Annotated in this window: 12 protein-coding genes; 5 read left to right on the top strand and 7 right to left on the bottom strand. The window is 70.4% G+C overall.

Annotation, left to right across the window (positions count from 1 at the left end; genetic code table 11):
• The coding region (locus AB0O28_RS39160; RefSeq protein ID WP_363647980.1) for a PHB depolymerase family esterase at window positions 1-1,232 on the bottom strand (1,232 nt) is incomplete at its 3' end.
• Between the two features lie 424 nt (window positions 1,233-1,656).
• On the opposite strand from AB0O28_RS39160, the gene AB0O28_RS39155 reads away from it, so the two are divergent.
• A complete protein-coding gene (locus AB0O28_RS39155; protein WP_363647978.1) occupies window positions 1,657-2,364 on the top strand; it encodes a sulfotransferase family protein in 708 nt (235 codons plus the stop codon).
• Between the two features lie 46 nt (window positions 2,365-2,410).
• Here the strand turns inward: AB0O28_RS39155 and AB0O28_RS39150 are convergent, their stop codons facing one another.
• The 4 genes from AB0O28_RS39150 to AB0O28_RS39135 form a co-directional block, all read right to left on the bottom strand.
• A complete protein-coding gene (locus AB0O28_RS39150) occupies window positions 2,411-2,779 on the bottom strand; it encodes a cupin domain-containing protein (RefSeq protein ID WP_363647976.1) in 369 nt (122 codons plus the stop codon).
• Between the two features lie 111 nt (window positions 2,780-2,890).
• Window positions 2,891-3,757, bottom strand: coding sequence for an ABC transporter permease (locus AB0O28_RS39145; protein WP_363647974.1), 867 nt, complete (start codon window positions 3,755-3,757; stop codon window positions 2,891-2,893).
• 67 nt (window positions 3,758-3,824) lie between these two features.
• Window positions 3,825-4,697, bottom strand: a complete 873-nt coding sequence (locus AB0O28_RS39140) for an ATP-binding cassette domain-containing protein (protein ID WP_363647972.1) — start codon at window positions 4,695-4,697, stop codon at window positions 3,825-3,827.
• Between the two features lie 143 nt (window positions 4,698-4,840).
• On the bottom strand, window positions 4,841-5,842 hold the full coding sequence (locus AB0O28_RS39135; protein WP_363647970.1) for a hypothetical protein: 1,002 nt from the start codon (window positions 5,840-5,842) through the stop codon (window positions 4,841-4,843).
• A gap of 728 nt (window positions 5,843-6,570) precedes the next feature.
• Here AB0O28_RS39135 and AB0O28_RS39130 point away from each other — a divergent pair.
• Complete coding sequence (locus tag AB0O28_RS39130; protein ID WP_363647968.1) at window positions 6,571-7,692, top strand: FAD-dependent monooxygenase; 1,122 nt, start codon at window positions 6,571-6,573, stop codon at window positions 7,690-7,692.
• Between the two features lie 116 nt (window positions 7,693-7,808).
• On the opposite strand, the gene AB0O28_RS39125 is transcribed toward AB0O28_RS39130, so the two are convergent.
• A complete protein-coding gene (locus AB0O28_RS39125) occupies window positions 7,809-9,932 on the bottom strand; it encodes a S8 family serine peptidase (protein ID WP_363647966.1) in 2,124 nt (707 codons plus the stop codon).
• Between the two features lie 578 nt (window positions 9,933-10,510).
• Here AB0O28_RS39125 and AB0O28_RS39120 point away from each other — a divergent pair.
• Window positions 10,511-10,984, top strand: a complete 474-nt coding sequence (locus tag AB0O28_RS39120; protein ID WP_363647964.1) for a TIGR00725 family protein — start codon at window positions 10,511-10,513, stop codon at window positions 10,982-10,984.
• Window positions 10,985-11,036: 52 nt separating this feature from the next.
• Here the strand turns inward: AB0O28_RS39120 and AB0O28_RS39115 are convergent, their stop codons facing one another.
• Complete coding sequence (locus tag AB0O28_RS39115) at window positions 11,037-11,843, bottom strand: SAM-dependent methyltransferase (RefSeq protein WP_363647962.1); 807 nt, start codon at window positions 11,841-11,843, stop codon at window positions 11,037-11,039.
• Window positions 11,844-12,513: 670 nt separating this feature from the next.
• Here AB0O28_RS39115 and AB0O28_RS39110 point away from each other — a divergent pair.
• Together AB0O28_RS39110 and AB0O28_RS39105 are read left to right on the top strand one after the other, a co-directional pair.
• Window positions 12,514-15,459 (top strand): family 43 glycosylhydrolase, encoded by a 2,946-nt coding sequence (locus AB0O28_RS39110; RefSeq protein WP_363647960.1) that lies wholly within the window; start codon window positions 12,514-12,516, stop codon window positions 15,457-15,459.
• A gap of 210 nt (window positions 15,460-15,669) precedes the next feature.
• Window positions 15,670-18,054: a family 43 glycosylhydrolase gene (locus tag AB0O28_RS39105; protein WP_363647958.1), complete on the top strand. Its 2,385-nt coding sequence runs from the start codon at window positions 15,670-15,672 to the stop codon at window positions 18,052-18,054.
• Window positions 18,055-18,422: the final 368 nt, after the last annotated feature.

The raw sequence follows: 18,422 nt of genomic DNA, 5'->3' as shown, positions 1-18,422 counted from the left end.
CGGTCGGCGTTGGTGAAGTTGAACTGCCCCGGCTGCGGCTCGGTCGCGTCGGGCTTCATCTCGTTCTCAGCCGTGATCATGTTGAACTCACGGTTCGCGATCGTGGTGTAGTTCGAGTCGCCCAGCTTGTTCGCGCTGATCGCCGTACCGAAATAGCGGCCGCTGCGGGCCGCAGCCGCGCCGAGAGTCGAGGCCGGCGGGCCGCCGGTCGGGCCTGCCGACGGGCTCGGGGACGGGCTCGGCGACGGGTTGTCCGGAGGCGTGGGCGACGGCGAGGGCGAAGGCGACGGCGAGGTCGGCGTGGTGTTGTTGAGACCGAGGAAGTCGATCGCATAGGAGATCATGCCGTTGAGCGGCAGCGAGTGACCCTGTCCGGAGACGCTGACGCCCTCGACCGGCGGCTGGGTGCCGGTGCTGCCGTAACGGCTGCGGGTCCAGCCCGACGAGGGACTGTCGGTGGACGCCGGCGTCTGGCTGACGCCGTGGAGGTTGGTCCACTGCTTGATCTCTTCGCCGAAGTTGGGATAGGCGAGCGTGGTGTCGGTGGTGCCGTGCCACAACTGCATGCGCGGGTAGGAGCCGCTGTAGCCGGAGTACATCGAACGGGCCAGGTCACCCCACTGCTGGGCGGACTTGATGCTCTGCCCGCCGGAGCACTGGCTGTTCCAGGTGGAGCCGTCGGTGGTGGCGAAGCAGCCCGCCGGGACGCCCATGAAGGCCGAGCCCGCCGCGAAGACGTCCGGATATTCGGCCGCCAGCACGTTCGTCATCATCGCGCCGGAGGAGACGCCGCTGACGTAGACGCGGCCGGGGTCCACGTTGTACCGCGACTTGGCGTAGTCGACCATCGACATGATGCCGACCGGGTCGCTGCCGCCGCCCCGCTTCAGCGCCTGCGGCGAGTACACGTCGAAGCACTGCCCGCTGCGCGTGGCCTCCGGGAACACGATGATGAACCCGTACTGGTCGGCCGCGGTGACGTAGTCGCGGAAATATCCGCCGAAAAGCGCCGACGCGGTGCCCGTGCAGTAGTGGACGGCGACCAGCAGCGCGGGCCGGGCGGCCACCCGGTCCGGCACGTAGATGTACATGTTCAGGTTGCTCGGGTTGTTGCCGAAACCGGTCACCCGGGTCAGCGAGGCCGCGGCGGCCGGTTGGGTGACCAGCAACGTGGTCGCCGCGACCACGGGCATCAGCACGGCGGCCAGTAAGGCCACGATGCGTCGTCTCACGTGAGCTGTCCTTCCTCCGGTTGCGCCGATCCGGACGTGTGGCCATGCCACCCGAGATCGGGCTCCCCGTACCGCTCCGACATCCCGGACATCGGCCGCGCCTCCACCGGATCCGGCGACATTTAATGTTTTCGAAGAGTGCCTGAAACTTTTCAGCCCCTCAAGCCGCAGGTGTACGGGGAATCCACCCGGCAACGGAGAGGCAGGTCAGAAGCACCATCCGGTAGGCCGAGATGCCGGGAGCTGGAAAGTTTCATAGAAGAGCTGAAAGATTGCAGTCGCCCGGAGGGGCGGCACTCCGTGAATACGGCCCCCGGGCGGGCATGTTCCGCGAAGCCCGGTCCGGCCGGCGCGCGGGCCGTACCGGCGGGGACCACGCGGGCCGCGCCGGCGCGGCCGCGACGACGACGACGGGAGCCTGGACATGCTGGAGGTCATCGGCGCGGGACTGCCGCGCACCGGGACGACATCGACGAAGGCGGCCCTGGAACGGCTCGGCTTCGGGCCCTGCTACCACACCTTCGAGATCCTGCGTCACCCGGAGCTCGCCGAGCGGTGGCTGCCGGCCGGCTCGGGCGGACCGCTCAGCTGGGAACGGGTCTTCGCGGGCTTCCGGTCCTGCGTGGACTGGCCCGCCAGTTTCTTCTGGCGGGAGCTGGCGGGGGCCTACCCGGACGCCAAGGTCGTCCTCACGGTCCGCGACCCGGACAGCTGGTATGCCAGCTTCCGGATGCTGGGTTCGCTCAGTGCCCGCGGGCCGATGCGGGAGGACGATGCGCCCGAGGCCGTCCGTCCCGTCGTCGCCGCGATGACACGCCTCCGGCCGCTCTTCGAGCGGATCGGCAGGTCGGTCTTCGAGGAGGACTGGCGGCCCGGTCGCGTACCGGACGAGGACCGGGCGGTCGCGGCCTATCACCGGCACGTCGCCGCGGTGCGGGCCGCTCTTCCCGCCGAACGGCTCCTGGTCTTCGACGTGCGCGAGGGATGGGGACCGCTGTGCGCCTTTCTCGGGGTCACCGCTCCCCCGGACGGCCCGTTCCCGCATCTCAACGACGCCGCGTCGATGCGCAGGATGTTCGAGCTCATGCACACCGAGGGCCGCGTCCACGTGCCCTTCCCGCCCGGAGGCTGACGACCGGCCGACGCGCGTCTCTCGCGGCCGGGACGCCGTGCGGTGATCAGGTGCGCACCGCGTACACCTTGCGGAGGGTCTCGTGCACCGTCCACACGGTGCGTGCGCCGGCGGGCATCAGGACGACGTCCCCGGGACCCACGTCGAGCACCGGCCCGTCCTCGACCTCGATCGTCGCGCTGCCGCCGAGCACGACGAAGACCTCGTCCGCCTCGGTGTCGGTGCTCACACCCGGCCCGTGCTGCCAGACGCCCACCGCCAGGTCCGTGCCCGACGCCAGCTCCAGATGACGGACCTCCGGAGCGCCGGACACGATCTGGGCGGGGTCGAGCGGGTCCGCGTCGAGGTCGGCGTCGGCCAGGGCCGCCGCGTGCACCACACACGGGGTTCCAATGAACGATTTGTCGCTTTTCATCTGCGGAAGTGTAGGGCCGGGGCAGGTGCGCGCCTCCATCGGCTCACCCCGGCGGTCTCCACCGGCCGGCGCCGTCGCGATCCGCGCGTACGCCCCGGCCCGAGTGGCCGGTCAGGCGTCGCGGCGCTTCAGCAGGACCGCAGCGACGGCGATCGTGGCCGCGGCGTAGCCGCAGAAGACCGCGAACCCGGTCCACGGCGCCAGGTCGCCGGGCGCCGGATGCACGGACATGATCACCTGACCGGCGTTGGACGGCAGATAGGGCACCACGTGCCTGGCCCAGCCGGCCGGCAGCACCTCGCCGAGGGTCGGCAGCACCAGCAGCAACCCGAACAGCGTGGCGACGGCGCCCGCGGTGTTGCGGAGGATGAAGCCGAGCCCCACCCCGAGCAGCCCCACGACCGTCAGGTACAGCCCGGCCCCGGCGACGGCGCGGGCGACGCCGTCCGCCGCGAGAGTGGTGCCCCGCTCCCCCAGGACCGCCTGGCCGAACAGGAAGGCCGCCGCCGACGCCGCGATCATCAGGACGGCCGCGACGACGCCGAACACGCCCGCCTTGGCCCACAGGACCGGGAGCCTGCGAGGCACCGCGGACAGCGTGGCGCGGATCATGCCGGTGGAGTACTCGGCGGTGACCAGCAGTACGCCGAGCACGCCGACGGCGAGCTGGGCGAGGGACACTCCGCGCAGACTGGCGCCCGCCGGGTCGAACAGGGCCTCGTGCGGCGAACCGGGCAGTGCCGCCTGACCCGCCAGGAACGCACAGAGCAGGATTCCCGCCCCGATCGTCGTCACGACCGCCGCGACGAGGGTGTACACGGTCGACCGCAGCGACCACAGCTTGATCCACTCGGACCGCAGGACCCGGCCCTGCGTGACCCGGTGGCGGTCCACCGCCGGCCCGGCCGTACCCCGGGGCCCGGTGACGTTCACAGCGACGTTCGCAGTGACGTTCGCAGTGACGTTCGCGGCGCTCATGCCGCACTCCTTTCCGCACCGGCCGGGCCGTGGCCGGTGACGCCGTGATACTCGACCGCGTCGCGGGTCAGCTCCATGAACGCCTCCTCCGCAGCGACACGTGCACCGGGGTCAGCTCGTACAGGGTCACGCCGTGCCGCGCGGCGATCCGCCCGACGGCCTCGCCGCCGAGGCCGTGCACGTCGAGGACGCCGGTCCCGTCGCCGGTGACCGTCACGTCCGGACCGGCCAGCAGGTCGCGCAGCCGGTCGGCCTGTGGAGACCGGACGCGCGTTGCCGGGCGGGAGGAGCCGCGGACGACGTCCGCCACCGGAACGTCGGCGATCAGCCGCCCCCGGCCGACGATGATCAGTTGCTCCGCCGTCAGCGCCATCTCGCTCATCAGGTGCGACGACACGAAGACCGTGCGTCCCTCGGCGGCCAGCCTCCTGAGCAAGGTGCGGATCCACAGGATGCCCTCGGGGTCGAGGCCGTTGACGGGCTCGTCGAGGATCAGCGTCGCCGGGTCGCCGAGCAGCGCGGACGCGATGCCCAGCCGCTGGCCCATGCCGAGCGAGAAACCGCCGACCCTTTTGTGCGCCACCTCGCCCAGGCCCACCAGGTCGATCACCTCGTCGACGCGCCGCCGCGAGATGCCGGTGGTGGCGGCCAGGGCGCGCAGGTGGTCGTAGCCCGACCTTCCGTGGTGGACCGCCCTGGCCTCCAGCAGCGCGCCGACCTCGTGGAGCGGTGCCGCGTGCAAGGTGTAGCGGCGGCCGTTGACGGTGGCCTGCCCGGCGCTGGGGGCGTCCAGGCCGAGGATCATCCGCATCGTGGTCGACTTGCCGGCTCCGTTCGGGCCGAGGAAGCCGGTGACGACGCCGGGCCTGACGGTGAAACTCAGGTTGTCGACGGCGACCTTGCCGCCGTAGCGCTTGGTCAGCCCGTGCGCTTCGATCATGAGGAACCTTCTCGCTGACGAGTGTGCCGGTGTGCCGCGGCCCCCGCGGGGCCGCGGCTTGACACTCGCAACCGGGACTGTCCCCTCGCTGCCCGTTCGCTGGCCGGCGACTGTCCGCCCGGCAGGGGCGGTGCAGGTGGACTTCACAGGAAGGGGCGGCTGTAGCGACCCTCTTTCACGCGGTCGTAGACCGCGCGCAGCCACGGCTCGCGAACCTCCGGCAGCCGTACCAGTGTGTAGAGGAACACGTCCCAGTCGGGCCGGAACGGGCCGTACGGCAGCAGCGGCACAGGAGCATCGTGGCAGGCGGCCCCGGCTCGCCCGCCCGCAACGGCGATGAGCCGCCGGTCGTCGTGGAAGGCCAGATACGTCCACACCTCGGCCATCAACGGCACCGCCGCCCCCGCATCGTACGGCCACGCCTCGCCGGTCTGCGGATGCCGCGGAACCAGGGCGATGTCCGGGGCCGCGGCAGGCAGCCCCGGCCCCGCCAGGGACAGGCTTTTCATCGGCGGCCCCGGCGGAAGCAGGACGTCGAGCACCGGACCGAACACCTCGGCGACCGCACCGGTCGGTACGCCCACCCGCGCACCGCCGGACTCCGCAAGGAGGTGGGCCAGCGCCGCCGCGACCGCGGCCTCCCAGACCGGGCTCCAGGCCCCTTTCGGCTCGACCGGTGGAATCTCCGCCTGTCCGTCGCGTAGTTCCTCCCAGGCGAGCACGCGACGCGCGGGCCCGTCGGCGCCGGCCGCGCGAACCACCCGCGGATCCAGCCACACCACATGCCAGTACGAACAGTCGTCGATCCGAGTCGCCACTTCGCGCCCGCACCGCTCACAGGCCAGGTTCGGCCCGTTCCTGCTGTCGAGGCCGCAGCAGAGGCCGTCGCACCGCCCGCGGATCAGAACGGTCCCACGGACGTCGCCCGGCGAGACCGCGATCGCTCCCCGCGGCCCGTACGACAGCGAGTACACCGGCGCGTACACGCCCCGGGTCTCGGCTTCCCGCGCGCCGACCTCCTCCCATGGCCGCCAGGGCCACCCGGACGGCTCCGGGTCCACGGCGTACGTCCCCGGTTCCATCAGAGCGGGAAGCAGGTCATGGCCGTACCTTTGGTGCGCGTGGGCGGGAAGTGCGACTCTCACCACGGGCGCGGTCAGCACCGCGCCACAACCCCGGCACACGAACGACACCGGCACATGCCCTCCCGCGAACCCGCGTGCAGATCATGCTCGATCGTAGTGAACGTGCCTCGCCGGGAACCATCGCCAATGAGCTCGAGCGGATCGCGAGTATTTTCGCGAAAGTCATCACCGAGTCAGCGGGTGCTGCGAACATGACAGGGTGATCGCGATTTCCGGCGGCTGCTCCCGGTTCTCCGGCGATCGGTTTCCCGAGCCTGCGGATGCCTGCTGTTTCACCTACGTCCGCGGCACGGCACGAAGGCCCGGCCCGCGGTCGGGCGCCCGGGTCGAGGTGCCCGGCGATGCGAACGCCCCGGCCAAGGCGCCGGAGCTCATCGGCCGAAGCCCGTTCCGGCCCGGCGGTGACCGGAAACGAGGAGAGCCGGCGGAGGGGCGGGCGCGGCGGCGAGCGAACGCTCACGCAAAGCGGAGACATTGCCGAATGTGATCACGATTCCTATACTGGACCGCACGCCGATGAGTCAACGCCTATTGTCAACGGCGAGCGCCCCTTTACCAGTCATCATTGATTACCGATAACGGTCGTCCGAATATCGCTATCGGCATTCACCCGTCCGACTCGTGTCGCCGGATCGCCGAGGTACGCCCACGTAGATGACGCCGAGGCGCCACCGACCGGCCGTCCTCCGTGATCGGGTGCGTCTCTCACCATCGGATAGGACCCCCCCATGTCAGCAGTAGGCACCGTTCTGATCGTCGGTGGCGGCATCGCCGGATCGGCCCTGGCGATCCCGCTCGCCCGCGCCGGCGTCACCGTGGACATCGCGGAGATCCAGCCCGGGATCACCACGCTCGGCTCGGGCATCAGCCTGCAGGGCAACGCCCTGCGGGTGCTGCGCGATCTCGGCGTCTGGGACCGGGTCGCCGCCGCGGGCTTCCCGTTCGATTCGGTGGGGCTGCGCGCCCCGGACGGGACGCTGCTCGCGGAGATACCCGACGCGCGCACCGGCGGCCCCGGCCTGCCTTCCGCGCTCGGCATCAACCGCCCGGAACTGGCGGCCGTCCTCGCCGGCGCCGTACGCGAGGCCGGGGCGCGGACCCTGTTCGGAGTGACCGCCGAGGCGCTGACCGACACCGGCGACGCCGTCGTCGTGCGTTTCTCCGACGGCACCACCGGCACGTACGACCTGGTCGTGGGCGCGGACGGCATCCGTTCCGCGGTGCGCGGGCTGATCGGGATCGACACCGCTCCGCGGCCGACCGGCATGGGCATCTGGCGGGTCCACACCCGCCGTCCCGTGGAAATCGAGCGCACCGACCTCATCTACGGCGGTCCCTGCTTCACCGCGGGCTACTGCCCGACCGGCCCGGACAGCATGTACGCCTACCTCGTGGAAAAGGCCCGCCCACGGGAGGCCGTCGGCGACAAGGTCGCGCACATGCGGGCCCTCGCCGAGGGGTACGGCGGGCCCTGGGACGAGATCCGCGAGGACATCACCGACCCGGAGCGCATCAACTACACGTGGTTCGAGTCGCTGCTGGTGGACCGGCCGTGGAACCGCGGCCGCGTCGTGCTCATCGGCGACGCCGCGCACGCCTGCCCGCCCACCCTCGCGCAGGGGGCGGCCCAGTGCCTGGAGGACGCCGCCGTCCTGGCCGAGCTGCTGCTGGCCGCCGACCGGCTCGACCAGCGGTTGTTCGACGCGTTCATGGACCGCCGCCACGAACGGGCGAAGGCGGTGGTCGAGGCGTCAGTGCGACTCGCCTGCTGGCAGCTCGACCCGGCGCCGGACGCCGACGTGCCCGGCCTGGTCGGCCGGATCACCGCGCTCGTGGCGGAGCGGCCCTGAGCCGGCGCCCTCCTCGCGGGCGGCGACCACGCGGTGTGTCGCGGCGGCGCCGCGCGGCCTGTGAACACGAAGACCCCCGGCGGGGCGGGACGCCCGGCCGGGGGTTCCTCAGTCTCTTACGGGAAGGTGGGGTACACGTCGTAGGTCTGCCCGCCGACGCCGCGGTAGTTGGCACCGGCGGCCCAAAGGCCGTCGTTGACCAGGGGCTTGTAGTAGAACTGCTGCCCCACGGGAACGTCGATCCCGCACTCCCACAGGCCGGCCGCCCTGCTGACGCAGTCCCGCCCGCCGGTCCAGCTCAGCGGCGCGTCGCCGCGCAGGGTGATCCGGTTGCCGGCGCCCGGGTCGTAGTGGACGCGGACCGTGGTCGTGAAGGTGGAGGTCGCCTCGATGAGCCCGCCGAGCGACGTGCGCACCGAGACGCCGCCGGACGACGTGGCGGTCAGCACACCGCCGTAGAGGCTGTTCGCGGCGTCGACCTGATGCAGGGTGACGGTGACCTGCGCGGTGCCGTTGGCGGGCACCGTGACCTGGTCGGCGCTCAGGGTGAACAGGCCGGCCGGGGCGGGCGTGCCGCCGGTGGAGCCGGTGGCGGACACGGCCAGGCCCAGCGTGACGGGCGTGGCGGCGTCGTTGGTGTAGGTCACGATCCGCGTGGCCGTGGGCTGGGCGGCGGTGACCGACAGGGCCGCGCTCGGCGGGTTCGCCGTGACCTGCTGGCTCACCGCGCGGGCCGCGTCGACCCGGCCGGTGCCGTACGCGTAGGGGCTCGACCCGGCCGCCGCCGCGGTCGTGCCCATCAGGGCGTCCTTGAGTCGCTGCGCGCCCCAGGCGGGGTGGCGCTGCTTGACGAGCGCGGCCGTCCCGGCGACGTGCGGGGTCGCCATCGAGCATCCGTCCTTCGCGCCGTAGCCGCCACCGGGCACGGCCGCGGTGATGTTCACGCCGGGCGCGGTCATGTCCGGCTTCAGCCCCTGCTCGCCGACGGGACCTCGGCTGGAGAAGTCCGCCACGGTGTCGTTCAGGTCCACCGCGCCCACGGTCAGCGCCTTGTCGGCGACGCCGATGGAGCTGATGGTGGACGTGCCGGGCCCGGAGTTGCCCGAGCAGACCACGAACAGCGCGTCGTGCTCCGCGGTCAGGCTGTTGATCGCCGCCGCGATCGGGTGGTCGGCGCGCGCGGGATCGCTCACGATGCTCATGCTGACGATCTTGGCGTCCTGCTCGCCGACCGCCCAGTTCATCCCCGCGATGATCCAGGAGTCGTAGCCCGAGTTCCCGTCGTCGAGGACCTTGCCGACGACCAGGTCCGCGCCGGGGGCGACCCCCTTGTAGCGGCCCCCGGAGGCCGCGCCGGTCCCGGCGACGGTGGAGGCGGTGTGCGTGCCGTGTGAGTTGCCGTCCTCGACGCCGTTCGCGTTGCCGGTGAAGTCGGCGGAGGCGACGACCTTGTTCTGCAGGTCGGGGTGGTCGGTGTCGTACCCGCTGTCCAGCACCGCGACCTTGACGCCGGTGCCGTCGTACCCGCTCGCCCACGCGGTCGGCGCGCCGATGTGCGGAACGCTCCGGTCGAGCCCGGCCGTCACCCTGCCGTCGAGCCACAGCTTGGTGACGCCGCCCTGCAGGCCGGTGGGCTTGGCGGAGCCGCCGGTGAGGCCGCGCCAGCCCTCGTGCGCGGACTTCTTCCCGATGGCGAACGCGCTGATGCCCAGGCGGGGGAACACGTGGCGGCGCTTGGCCGCGCCGCCGAAGACGGCACGGGCCCGCTCGGCGTTCTCCGAGGTCGCGCTCTTGCGGTAGGTGGTCATGACCGGGACGGCCTGGCTGTGCTCGTCGTCGTAGCCGTCCGCGATCAGCGTGCCCACCTCGAAGAGCTGGGGGTCGAGCCGCCCCGCCCGGATGAGGGAGGCCGCGTCCGACGGGATCACCGAGACCTGGTCGCCGCGGTCGGTGACGGCGAAGGTGACGCCGGTGCGGCCCTCGCCCGGCTCGACCGACAGGACGCGCAGGTCGTGGCTCTCCAGCCGGGCACGCACCCTGTCGCCGGTGACGAGGGTGACGGTGTGGTCACCGGCCGCCGGCGCCGCGGCGGCTCCCGTCGCCGCGGAAGAACCGGAGGTCCCGGAGGAGGCCGAAGGAGTCGAGGGGCTCTGAGGCGCGGTCTGCGCCGCGGCGGACGCGGCGAGCGGGCCGAGGAGGGCGGCCGCCGTGAGGGCGGCGGCCACGGATGAACTTCGCAAGGGTTGTCTCCCGAGTGGTCGAGATGATCACTACGCAAAACAGGCTAGGTTTTTCCGCGAAGTTCTGAAATTTGCGGAATCCGTGTTGTTCGACAGAGTGCGCGATCGGAAAATCGGCGTGTCGCACACCGATGAAAGCGGTTTCATGACTATCGCCCCGACTGCGCCACGAGATCGGCAGATATGCGCGGCCATGTGGCTTCGATCACATCGACCGCTGTTGTTTCCGCAGCTGAACCTGCTGTACAGGGTCACGGCAACGCACTGCCAGAGGACCGGGAGCGTTATCCGCCACATGGCAAGCAGAGATTTCAACCGGCCGAACAATGCGTGAAACAAATGTAACGGAGTTTTGTTCCGTGAACTTTCTACTACTTAAGGAAGATGTGGACGGTGATATAGGTCACGCGCGCATCCCATCGGAATGCGAGAAAGTGATTGAGGTCACGCGCATCCGGAAACCGGCGTCACGCCGGGGACCGCGCTCCGCACCGTCGCGAGGCCGTCGGCCCCCGGGCTCGCGGCGGCTCCGGGGAGTCCCGGCCGCCGGCGTCGGCCACGGATGAAATGATCGCGAAGTGGCGATTCAGGTAGCGGTGTGCGGACCCCGCGACTGCACGGCCGAGGACGAGCGCGACGCGCGCGAGGTCGGCCGGCTGCTGGCCGAGCGCGGCGCGGTGGTGATCTGCGGCGGTTACACCGGAGTGATGGCCGCGGTGGCGGCCGGGGCGCGCTCCGCCGGCGGGATCGTGGTCGGCATCCTGTCCCGCGCCGACCGCGACCACGCCAACCCCGATCTGAGCATCGTGATCCCCACCGGAGCCGGCGAGGCGCGCAACACCGTCATCGTGAACTCCGGAGAGGCCGTGATCGTCGTCGGCGGCTCCTGGGGCACCCTCTCCGAGGTCGCCCTCGCCATGCGCCGGGGCCGGGTTCCCGTCGTACAGCTCGGCGGCTGGCGGATCCTCGACCAGCGGGGAGATCCCGTCCCGGGCGTACGGCACGCCGCCTCGCCCGCGGAGGCGCTGGAGCTGACAGGGCTGTGGCCCTGACCCGCGCCGCGCCGTCGCCCCCGTCACCGGGGCATCGCGCCCCGATGCGGCGTCAGCGGACGCGGCCCACGCCGCCGAGCGCGCCCGCCTTGCCTTCCCGCACGAAGGGGTGGTCGGTGTCCGGCCGCCACTCCTGCAGCGGCACCACTCCCGGCTCGACCATGTCGAGGCCGTCGAAGAACGCGCGGATCTGGTCGGACGACCGGGAAGTGGTGCCGGGGACCGAGGTCCGGCTGAAGACCTTGCGGCCCTCCTCCTCCTGGTCATCGCTCAGGTCGCCGAGAGAGCCGTGCGACACGACCAGGTAACCGCCCGGCACGAGCGGGTCTCGAAGCGCGGTGACGATCTTCATGGCCTCGTCGTCGTCCGGGACGAAGTGCAGCACGCCGAGCAGGAGGACGGCGAGCGGCTGGGAGAAGTCGATGTGCTCCCGGACCTCCGGATGCCGCAGCAGCGCCTCGGGGTCGCGCATGTCCGCCTCGACCGCGCGCACCCGCTCGTTCTCGGCGAGGATGGCGCGGGCGTGGACGAGGACGATGGGGTCGTTGTCCACGTAGACGACCCGGGACTCCGGGGCCAGTTCCTGGGCGACCTGGTGGACGTTGCGCTGCGTCGGCAGCCCGGCGCCGACGTCGAGGAACTGGCGGATGCCCTGCCGCGTGAGGTAGGTGACGGCCCGGATCAGGAACTCGCGGTTCTCCCGGGCGATGTCGGGAAGGTTGGGCAGGATCTCGATGATCTTCTCGGCGGCCTCGCGATCCGCCGCGAAATTGTCCTTGCCGCCCAGGTAGTAGTCATACATCCGGGCAACGCTGGGCGTGAACGGGTCGATGCCCGCCGGCGCCTTACGCTCGTCCACAAAACTCCCCTTCGTCGTACATCAAGGATGGTACGGCCTTGATCACTATCAGGGAGAGTTGCGTCATCAGATTGTCATCGAACACCACAAAGCGGCACGAACCGGCTCCCATGCCGCCACCGTCGATCGACGACCTCGCGGACCCTGTGGCCACCCACGTACCGCCCGACAGGATCGGGATTTACGGACAGACCATTACTCATCTCGATGCACGTCTCACAGTCTTGACAGTGCGGGTCGTCCCGCCTACGGTCACGACAACACCCGATGTGCACCCCCACCAAAAATGTTAGCGCTAACACCATGAGGAGCCCCCCACTCATGAGAGCGGTCCCCCCTGTCACAGCTCAGCCCCCACCGCTCGGCGGGAACGCTCCGCGTCGACTCACCCGTACGAACCGCGTCTCCCTCATGGACACCCGCCTCGTGGCCGCCTTAACCGCGCTCCAGAGATGAGCGTCACGCGGCGCCACCGGTAGGACTCGCCTTCACCGCGCCCTCGCGCTCCGGCCCCTCTCCGCGGGACGGTCACGCCGGCCGAGCCACACGCGGGACGCGTCCTCCTCCGCGGACCGGCGGTCCGCCCACCCGCCATCACCCGCTGTTCCCTCGGAATCCACGCCCATGCTCGTCAGGCATTGCCTGACATCACCCCCCATAGGAGTCTTCCGTGCCCAGCAAGCGCCGATACGCGGCGAGCGCTCCGGCGATCTCCCGGCGGTCGAAGGCAGTCCCGCTCGCGACCGTCGGCATGCTGCTCAGCGCCGCCCTCGTTCCCGCGGGCGGTGTGGCCAGTGCCGCCACCGCGTGGTCGCCGAAGCCGTCGTACACCTCGACCGACAAGGGCGACGGCACCTACACCGTGCCGATCACCAACGCCGACGTGCCCGACATCAGCGTGGAGCGCGTCCCCGCCGCCGAGAACAAGGAGCACCGGGACGTCTACTACATGATCAGCACGACGATGCACCTGAGCCCGGGCGCACCGATCATGAAGTCGTACGATCTCGTCAACTGGCAGATCGTCAACTACGTGTTCGACCGGGCGGACATCGGCGACGCGTTCTCGCTGCGCAACGGGCAGAACTCCTACGGCCAGGGCCAGTGGGCGTCGTCCCTGCGCTACCACGACGGCAAGTTCTACGTGGTCTTCAACACCAACAACCTCGGCGGCGCCTACCTCTACAGCACCGACGACGTCGAGAACGGCACATGGAAGCGCACGCCCCTCGGCCGCGGCCTGCACGACCCGTCGCTGTTCTTCGACGACGACGGCACGGCGTACATCTTCTACGGCTCCGGCAGCACGAGCGCCGTACGCCTCAAGTCCGACATGTCGGGCATCGACAAGGACTTTCCGAGCATCTTCGCGGCGAGCGACTACGCCGGCAAGCCGTTCATCGGTGGCCTGTTCGAGGGCGCCCAAGTCTTCCACATCAACGGCTACTACTACGTGGTCATCATCACCTGGCCGTCCGGGCAGGGCCGCCAGGTCGTCATGTTCCGGTCCAAGGACCTGCTCGGGCGCTACACCTCGGCGGACGGCACGAACACCTACGAGGCGCGCGGGGTGCTCAACTCCAACGGCTTCGCCCAGGGCAGCCTCGTGCCGATCTCCCGCAACGGCGGCACCGACTGGTACGGCATGTTCTTCCGCGACAACTTCCCGATCGGGCGCACCCCGGCGCTCATCCCCGCCACATGGCAGGACGGCTGGCCGACCTTCGGCACCAACGGGGTCGTGCCGGTGGGCGGCGCGTTCACCAAGCCGATCACGCTGAGCCCGGAAGAGGAGACCTTCGAGCAGCAGAAGAGCCTCGTCGCCTCCGACGACTTCGCCAACGACGCCCCGCACAAGGCGTACATGGACGAGCAGTGGACGATCCCGCAGCCGCCCACGTACGACGGCTCGCTCATCGGCGTCGAACTGCTGCAGAACCCCGGGTTCGAGTCCGCCGACGTCTCACCGTGGGCCGGTCAGTACGGTGCGACGCTCAGCCGGGACACGACGGACCCGGCCGCGGGCGCGGCGGCGCTGAAGGTGAGCAACCGCACGCTCAACGGCTCCGGCCCGAACCAGTACCTGAACGGGAAGGTGCAGCGCGGTGTGACCTACACCGTGTCCGCGAGGATCAAGTACACCTCCGGCCCGAGCAGCATCCGGTTCAACCTGGTGGCCGACTGGGGTGCGGGCGTCCAGACGATGGCGTCAGGGAACGTTCCCCTCGGCCAGTGGACGACGGTGACGGGCCAGTACACGATCCCGGCGACGGCGAACGTGGACAACTTCAAGTTCGCGGTGGAGACGCCGTGGGCCAACCCGCAGCCGGCGTCGTCGAGCGTGGACTACCTCATCGACGACGTATCGGTCGTCGGGCAGCCGGTGACGACCGAAAGCCCCTCCACGGAGGAGATCGCCCCCAACGGGTCGCGGCTCGACCCGGCGTGGGAGTGGAACCACGCCCCCGACAACCGGTACTGGTCGCTGACCGACCGGGACGGATGGCTGCGACTGACGACCGGCAAGGTGGTCACCGGCAAGTACGTGTACGGCAAGCTCTCCGGCCGGGACGAGCTGACCTGGTTCGAGGAGGCGCGGAACACGCTGTCGCAGCGTACGTTCGGGCCGCGGCAGTCCGTCGAGACCAAGATGGACATCTCCGCCATGAAGAACGGCGACGTCGCCGGCCTGGCCGCCTACAACCGCGGATTCTCGTACGTCGCGGTCAAGCGTGTCGACGGCCGGAACACCCTCGGCGTCGTCAACCGGGGACAGCCGTTCGCGGTCGACATCGACCAGGCGGCGATCGAGAACTTCGTGCCGGGCACGACGGTGTCGCTGGGAGACGCGACCCAGGTGTACGTGAAGGCGGACCTCGACTTCGCGTCGCCGAGCGGGCAGCTGTGGACCACGTTCTACTACAGCCTCGACGGGCTGACGTGGACCAAGCTGGGCGACCGCGTCGGCCCGCAGACGCTGGACGGCAGCCTCTCGCACTTCATGGGGCACCGCGTCGGCCTGTTCGACTACGCGACGAAGGAGAAGGGCGGGCACGTCGACTTCGACTACTACTCGCTCAGCGACACGCTGACCGCGCAGAACAAGCCGCTCGACACGAGCGCGCTCGACGCGGCCATCGCGTACGCGGAGACGCTCGACAAGGGGAGCTACCCGGCCGAGGCCTGGACGGCGATGCGGGACGCGCTCGCCGACGCGAAGGCGGCGCGGGCCGGGCGGTTCGGAAGCCAGAACCAGATCGACGCGCCGGAGCGGGCGCTCAGCTACCAGCTGGCCCGGCTCGGCACGCTCAAGGCGGCCGCGCCGGAGGTCAAGCTCACCGTCACCGCCACCACCCGCTGCATCGGCACCTCGGCGTACGTCGCGGTCACGGCCGTCAACGACTCGGACGCGCCGGCGACGGTGACGCTGACCACCCCGTACGGCACCAAGACGGTGGCCGACGTGGCCCCGGGCAAGCAGGCGTACCAGTCCTTCAACACCCGGGCCGCCCAGATCGACGCCGGCACAGTCACCGTGAAGGGCACCGCCACGATCGACGGCAGGCAGGTCACCTCGGCCTACGACGCCGCCTACCCCGCGGCCTCCTGCCGCTGAGCCGCACACACCGCGGCCGGCGGTGACCACGGTCCCCACCACGAGGACACCCGTTCAGCACAACCGGGGCCGGCCAGCCGGCCGGCCCCCCATGACACGTCGTTCGGATCGCCAGAGCGGGCGGCCGCCCATCCCCATCCGAGGGTGAGCCGACCCGCCCGGGGCCGTCCGTTCATCCCCGGAAAAGTCTGAGGTCAAGGAGGATATTTCGTGTTGAAGCGCGTTGGAAGGGCGGCCCGGCGGCGGGTCGCCGCCGCGGCCGTCGCCGGCGCCCTGCTGGCCGCGGCGGTCGCCGCGACGGCGGGGCCGGTCCAGGCCGCCGGCCCGAACATCATCGTGAACGGCGGGTTCGAGGACGGCCTCACCAGCTGGTTCGTCAACAACGGGAACTCGACCGACGGCGCCACGCTGTCGGCCACGACGGACGCCTACGCCGGATCGAGCGCCGTGCTCGTCACCGGCAGGAAGACGACCGGCTCCGGCCCGATGCAGGACCTGTCCGGCAAGGTGCAGGCCGGCAAGACGTACGCGATCACGGCGCGGGTCAAGTACGAGAACCCGAACAGCCCGGCGACCAAGCAGTTCTTCGCCACCATGCACTACGGCGGCTCGACGTACACGAACGTCGGCACGGTGACGGTGGCGCGCGGGCAGTGGGGGCTCGTCCAGGGCACGTTCACGATCCCCGCGAGCCAGAGCGTCGCGACCGCCAGGCTCTTCATCGAGACGCCCTGGACGTCGAACCCGGCGAGTGACCCGAACACTCACCTGATGGACTTCAAGGTCGACGACGTGTCCGTCTCCGAGTTCGTGCCGTCGACGACCATCGAGGCGCTCGGCAAGAACCCCGGCGAGGGCAACCCACTCATCTCGCACAAGTTCGGCGCGGACGGCAACGCCTTCGTCCACAACGGCCGCGTGTACATCTACATGACCAACGACACGCAGGAGTACAAGCCGGGTCCCACCGGGGTCTCCTCCACCAACACCTATGCCAGCATCAACACGATCACGGTCATCTCGTCCGACGACCTCGTGAACTGGGTCGACCACGGCGAGATCCCCGTCGCGGGCCCGAACGGGGTCGCCCGCTACGCGAACAACTCGTGGGCCCCCGCCATGGAGAGCAAGGTCGTCGGCGGCAAGGAGAAGTTCTTCCTCTACTTCGCCAACAACGGCGGCGGCTCGGGCGTCATCGTCGGCGACTCGCCGGTCGGCCCCTGGCACGACGAGCGCGGCAACCTGCTCATCACGAGCGCGACGCCGGGCGCGTCCAACGGCATCAACTGGCTGTTCGACCCGGGCGTGTTCATCGACGACGACGGTCAGGGCTACCTCGTCTTCGGCGGTGGCGGCGACGACGGGTCGCGCAGCGCCGAGAACACCAACCACCCGAAGTCCACCCGCGTGATCAGGCTCGGCGACGACATGATCAGCACGAAGGGCTCGGCGGAGGTCATCGACGCGCCGCTCGTGTTCGAGGCGGGCCACCTGTTCAAGCGCGAGGGCAAGTACTACTACTCGTACTCGTCGAACTTCGGGTTCGGCGGCCCCGTCGACCCCAACGGCCCGCCGACCGGCGCGATCGCCTACCTCATGGCCGACAGCCCGATGGGCCCCTGGACGCCCGAGACGTACAAGGGCATCATCTTCAAGAACCCCGGCACCTACTTCGGCGCCGGCGGCAACAACCACCAGTCGGTGTTCAAGCTCGGCGACCAGTACTACTTCACCTACCACGCCCAGACGCTCAACAGCCGCATCACGGGCGGCGCCACCCAGGGCTTCCGCAGCCCCCACCTCGCCAAGCTCGACTTCAACGCGGACGGCACGATCAAGGAGGTGAAGGGCGACTACAAGGGCGTCGAGCAGGTCCGCAACCTCAACCCCTACCGCGTGATCGAGGCCGAGACGATCGCCTGGCAGCAGGGCATCGCGACGAAGAAAATCGACGGCGCCTCCGAGGAGTTCGGCGCGCAGGCTCCGAACCTCGTGGTGCACGACATCGACAACGGCGACTGGACCTCGCTCGCGAAGGTCGACTTCGGCACGGCCGGCGCCACCGGCGTCACCGCGAAGGTGCGCCCGCTCGTGGCCGGCGGCAAGATCCAGGTCCGCCTGGACGGCCGCACCTCGCCCGTGGTCGCGACCATCCCCGTCGACGCGCCGCTCGGCGAGTGGACGAAGCTGACCGCCGTGCTCGACGGCGTCACCGGCGTGCACGATGTGTACTTCACCTACGCCGGGCCCGAGGGCGCGGACCTCTTCGAGATCGACTCGTGGTCCTTCGCCACCACCTCGCAGGAGGTCAAGCTGACCGTGACGGCCGCGCCGCGCTGCATCGGCAGCTCGGTGTACGTCGCCGTGACGGCCGTCAACGACGGCGACGCGCCGGCCACGATCGAGCTGAACACCCCGTTCGGCAAGAAGACGGTGGCCGACGTGGCTCCGGGCAAGCAGGCCTACCAGTCCTTCAACACCCGGACCGCCCAGATCGACGCCGGCAAGGTCACCGTGACCGGCACCGCGACGATCGACGGCAAGCAGGTCACCACGTCCTACGACACCAACTACACCGCGGCCGGCTGCCGCTGAGCTGCTTACACGGCGGTCAGCTGCCGCTGACCGCGCCGGCGGTGACCACGGTCTCCACGACGTGGACATCGCCGAGGTGTGTCTGACAAATCAGCCCTCTGCTCGCGTGGCCGGCATTTCGCCAGACACGCGCCGCCACAACCGGGGCCGGCCGGCCGAACAGCCGGCCGGCCCCGCCCCCCATGACTGGAGCGAACATGAAAATCAACAAGACCACGCAGCTGCTCGCCGCGTCGGTGCTTGGCGTCACGCTCGTCGGCGCCGCCATGACGAGTCCGGCGCTGGCCGACGACAACCCCGGCAGCGGCATCGACGTGTCGGTGAAGATCGAGCCCACGACCACGCCCGGTCAGCTGTCGATGACGGTG

Origin of the sequence: Microbispora sp. NPDC088329, assembly GCF_040685655.1 — a bacterium.
GTDB lineage: Bacteria > Actinomycetota > Actinomycetes > Streptosporangiales > Streptosporangiaceae > Microbispora.
The sequence above is the reverse complement of the archived record's forward strand: the minus strand, read 5'-3'. Positions and strand labels throughout refer to the sequence as shown.

What these genes read in the sequence shown, in the direction of transcription:
- AB0O28_RS39155 (WP_363647978.1), top strand. Translation starts at nt 1,657, where the DNA reads ATGCTGGAGGTCATCGGCGCGGGACTGCCGCGCACCGGGACGACATCG.
- AB0O28_RS39150 (WP_363647976.1), bottom strand. Translation starts at nt 2,779, where the DNA reads ATGAAAAGCGACAAATCGTTCATTGGAACCCCGTGTGTGGTGCACGCG.
- AB0O28_RS39145 (WP_363647974.1), bottom strand. Translation starts at nt 3,757, where the DNA reads ATGAGCGCCGCGAACGTCACTGCGAACGTCACTGCGAACGTCGCTGTG.
- AB0O28_RS39140 (WP_363647972.1), bottom strand. Translation starts at nt 4,697, where the DNA reads ATGATCGAAGCGCACGGGCTGACCAAGCGCTACGGCGGCAAGGTCGCC.
- AB0O28_RS39130 (WP_363647968.1), top strand. Translation starts at nt 6,571, where the DNA reads ATGTCAGCAGTAGGCACCGTTCTGATCGTCGGTGGCGGCATCGCCGGA.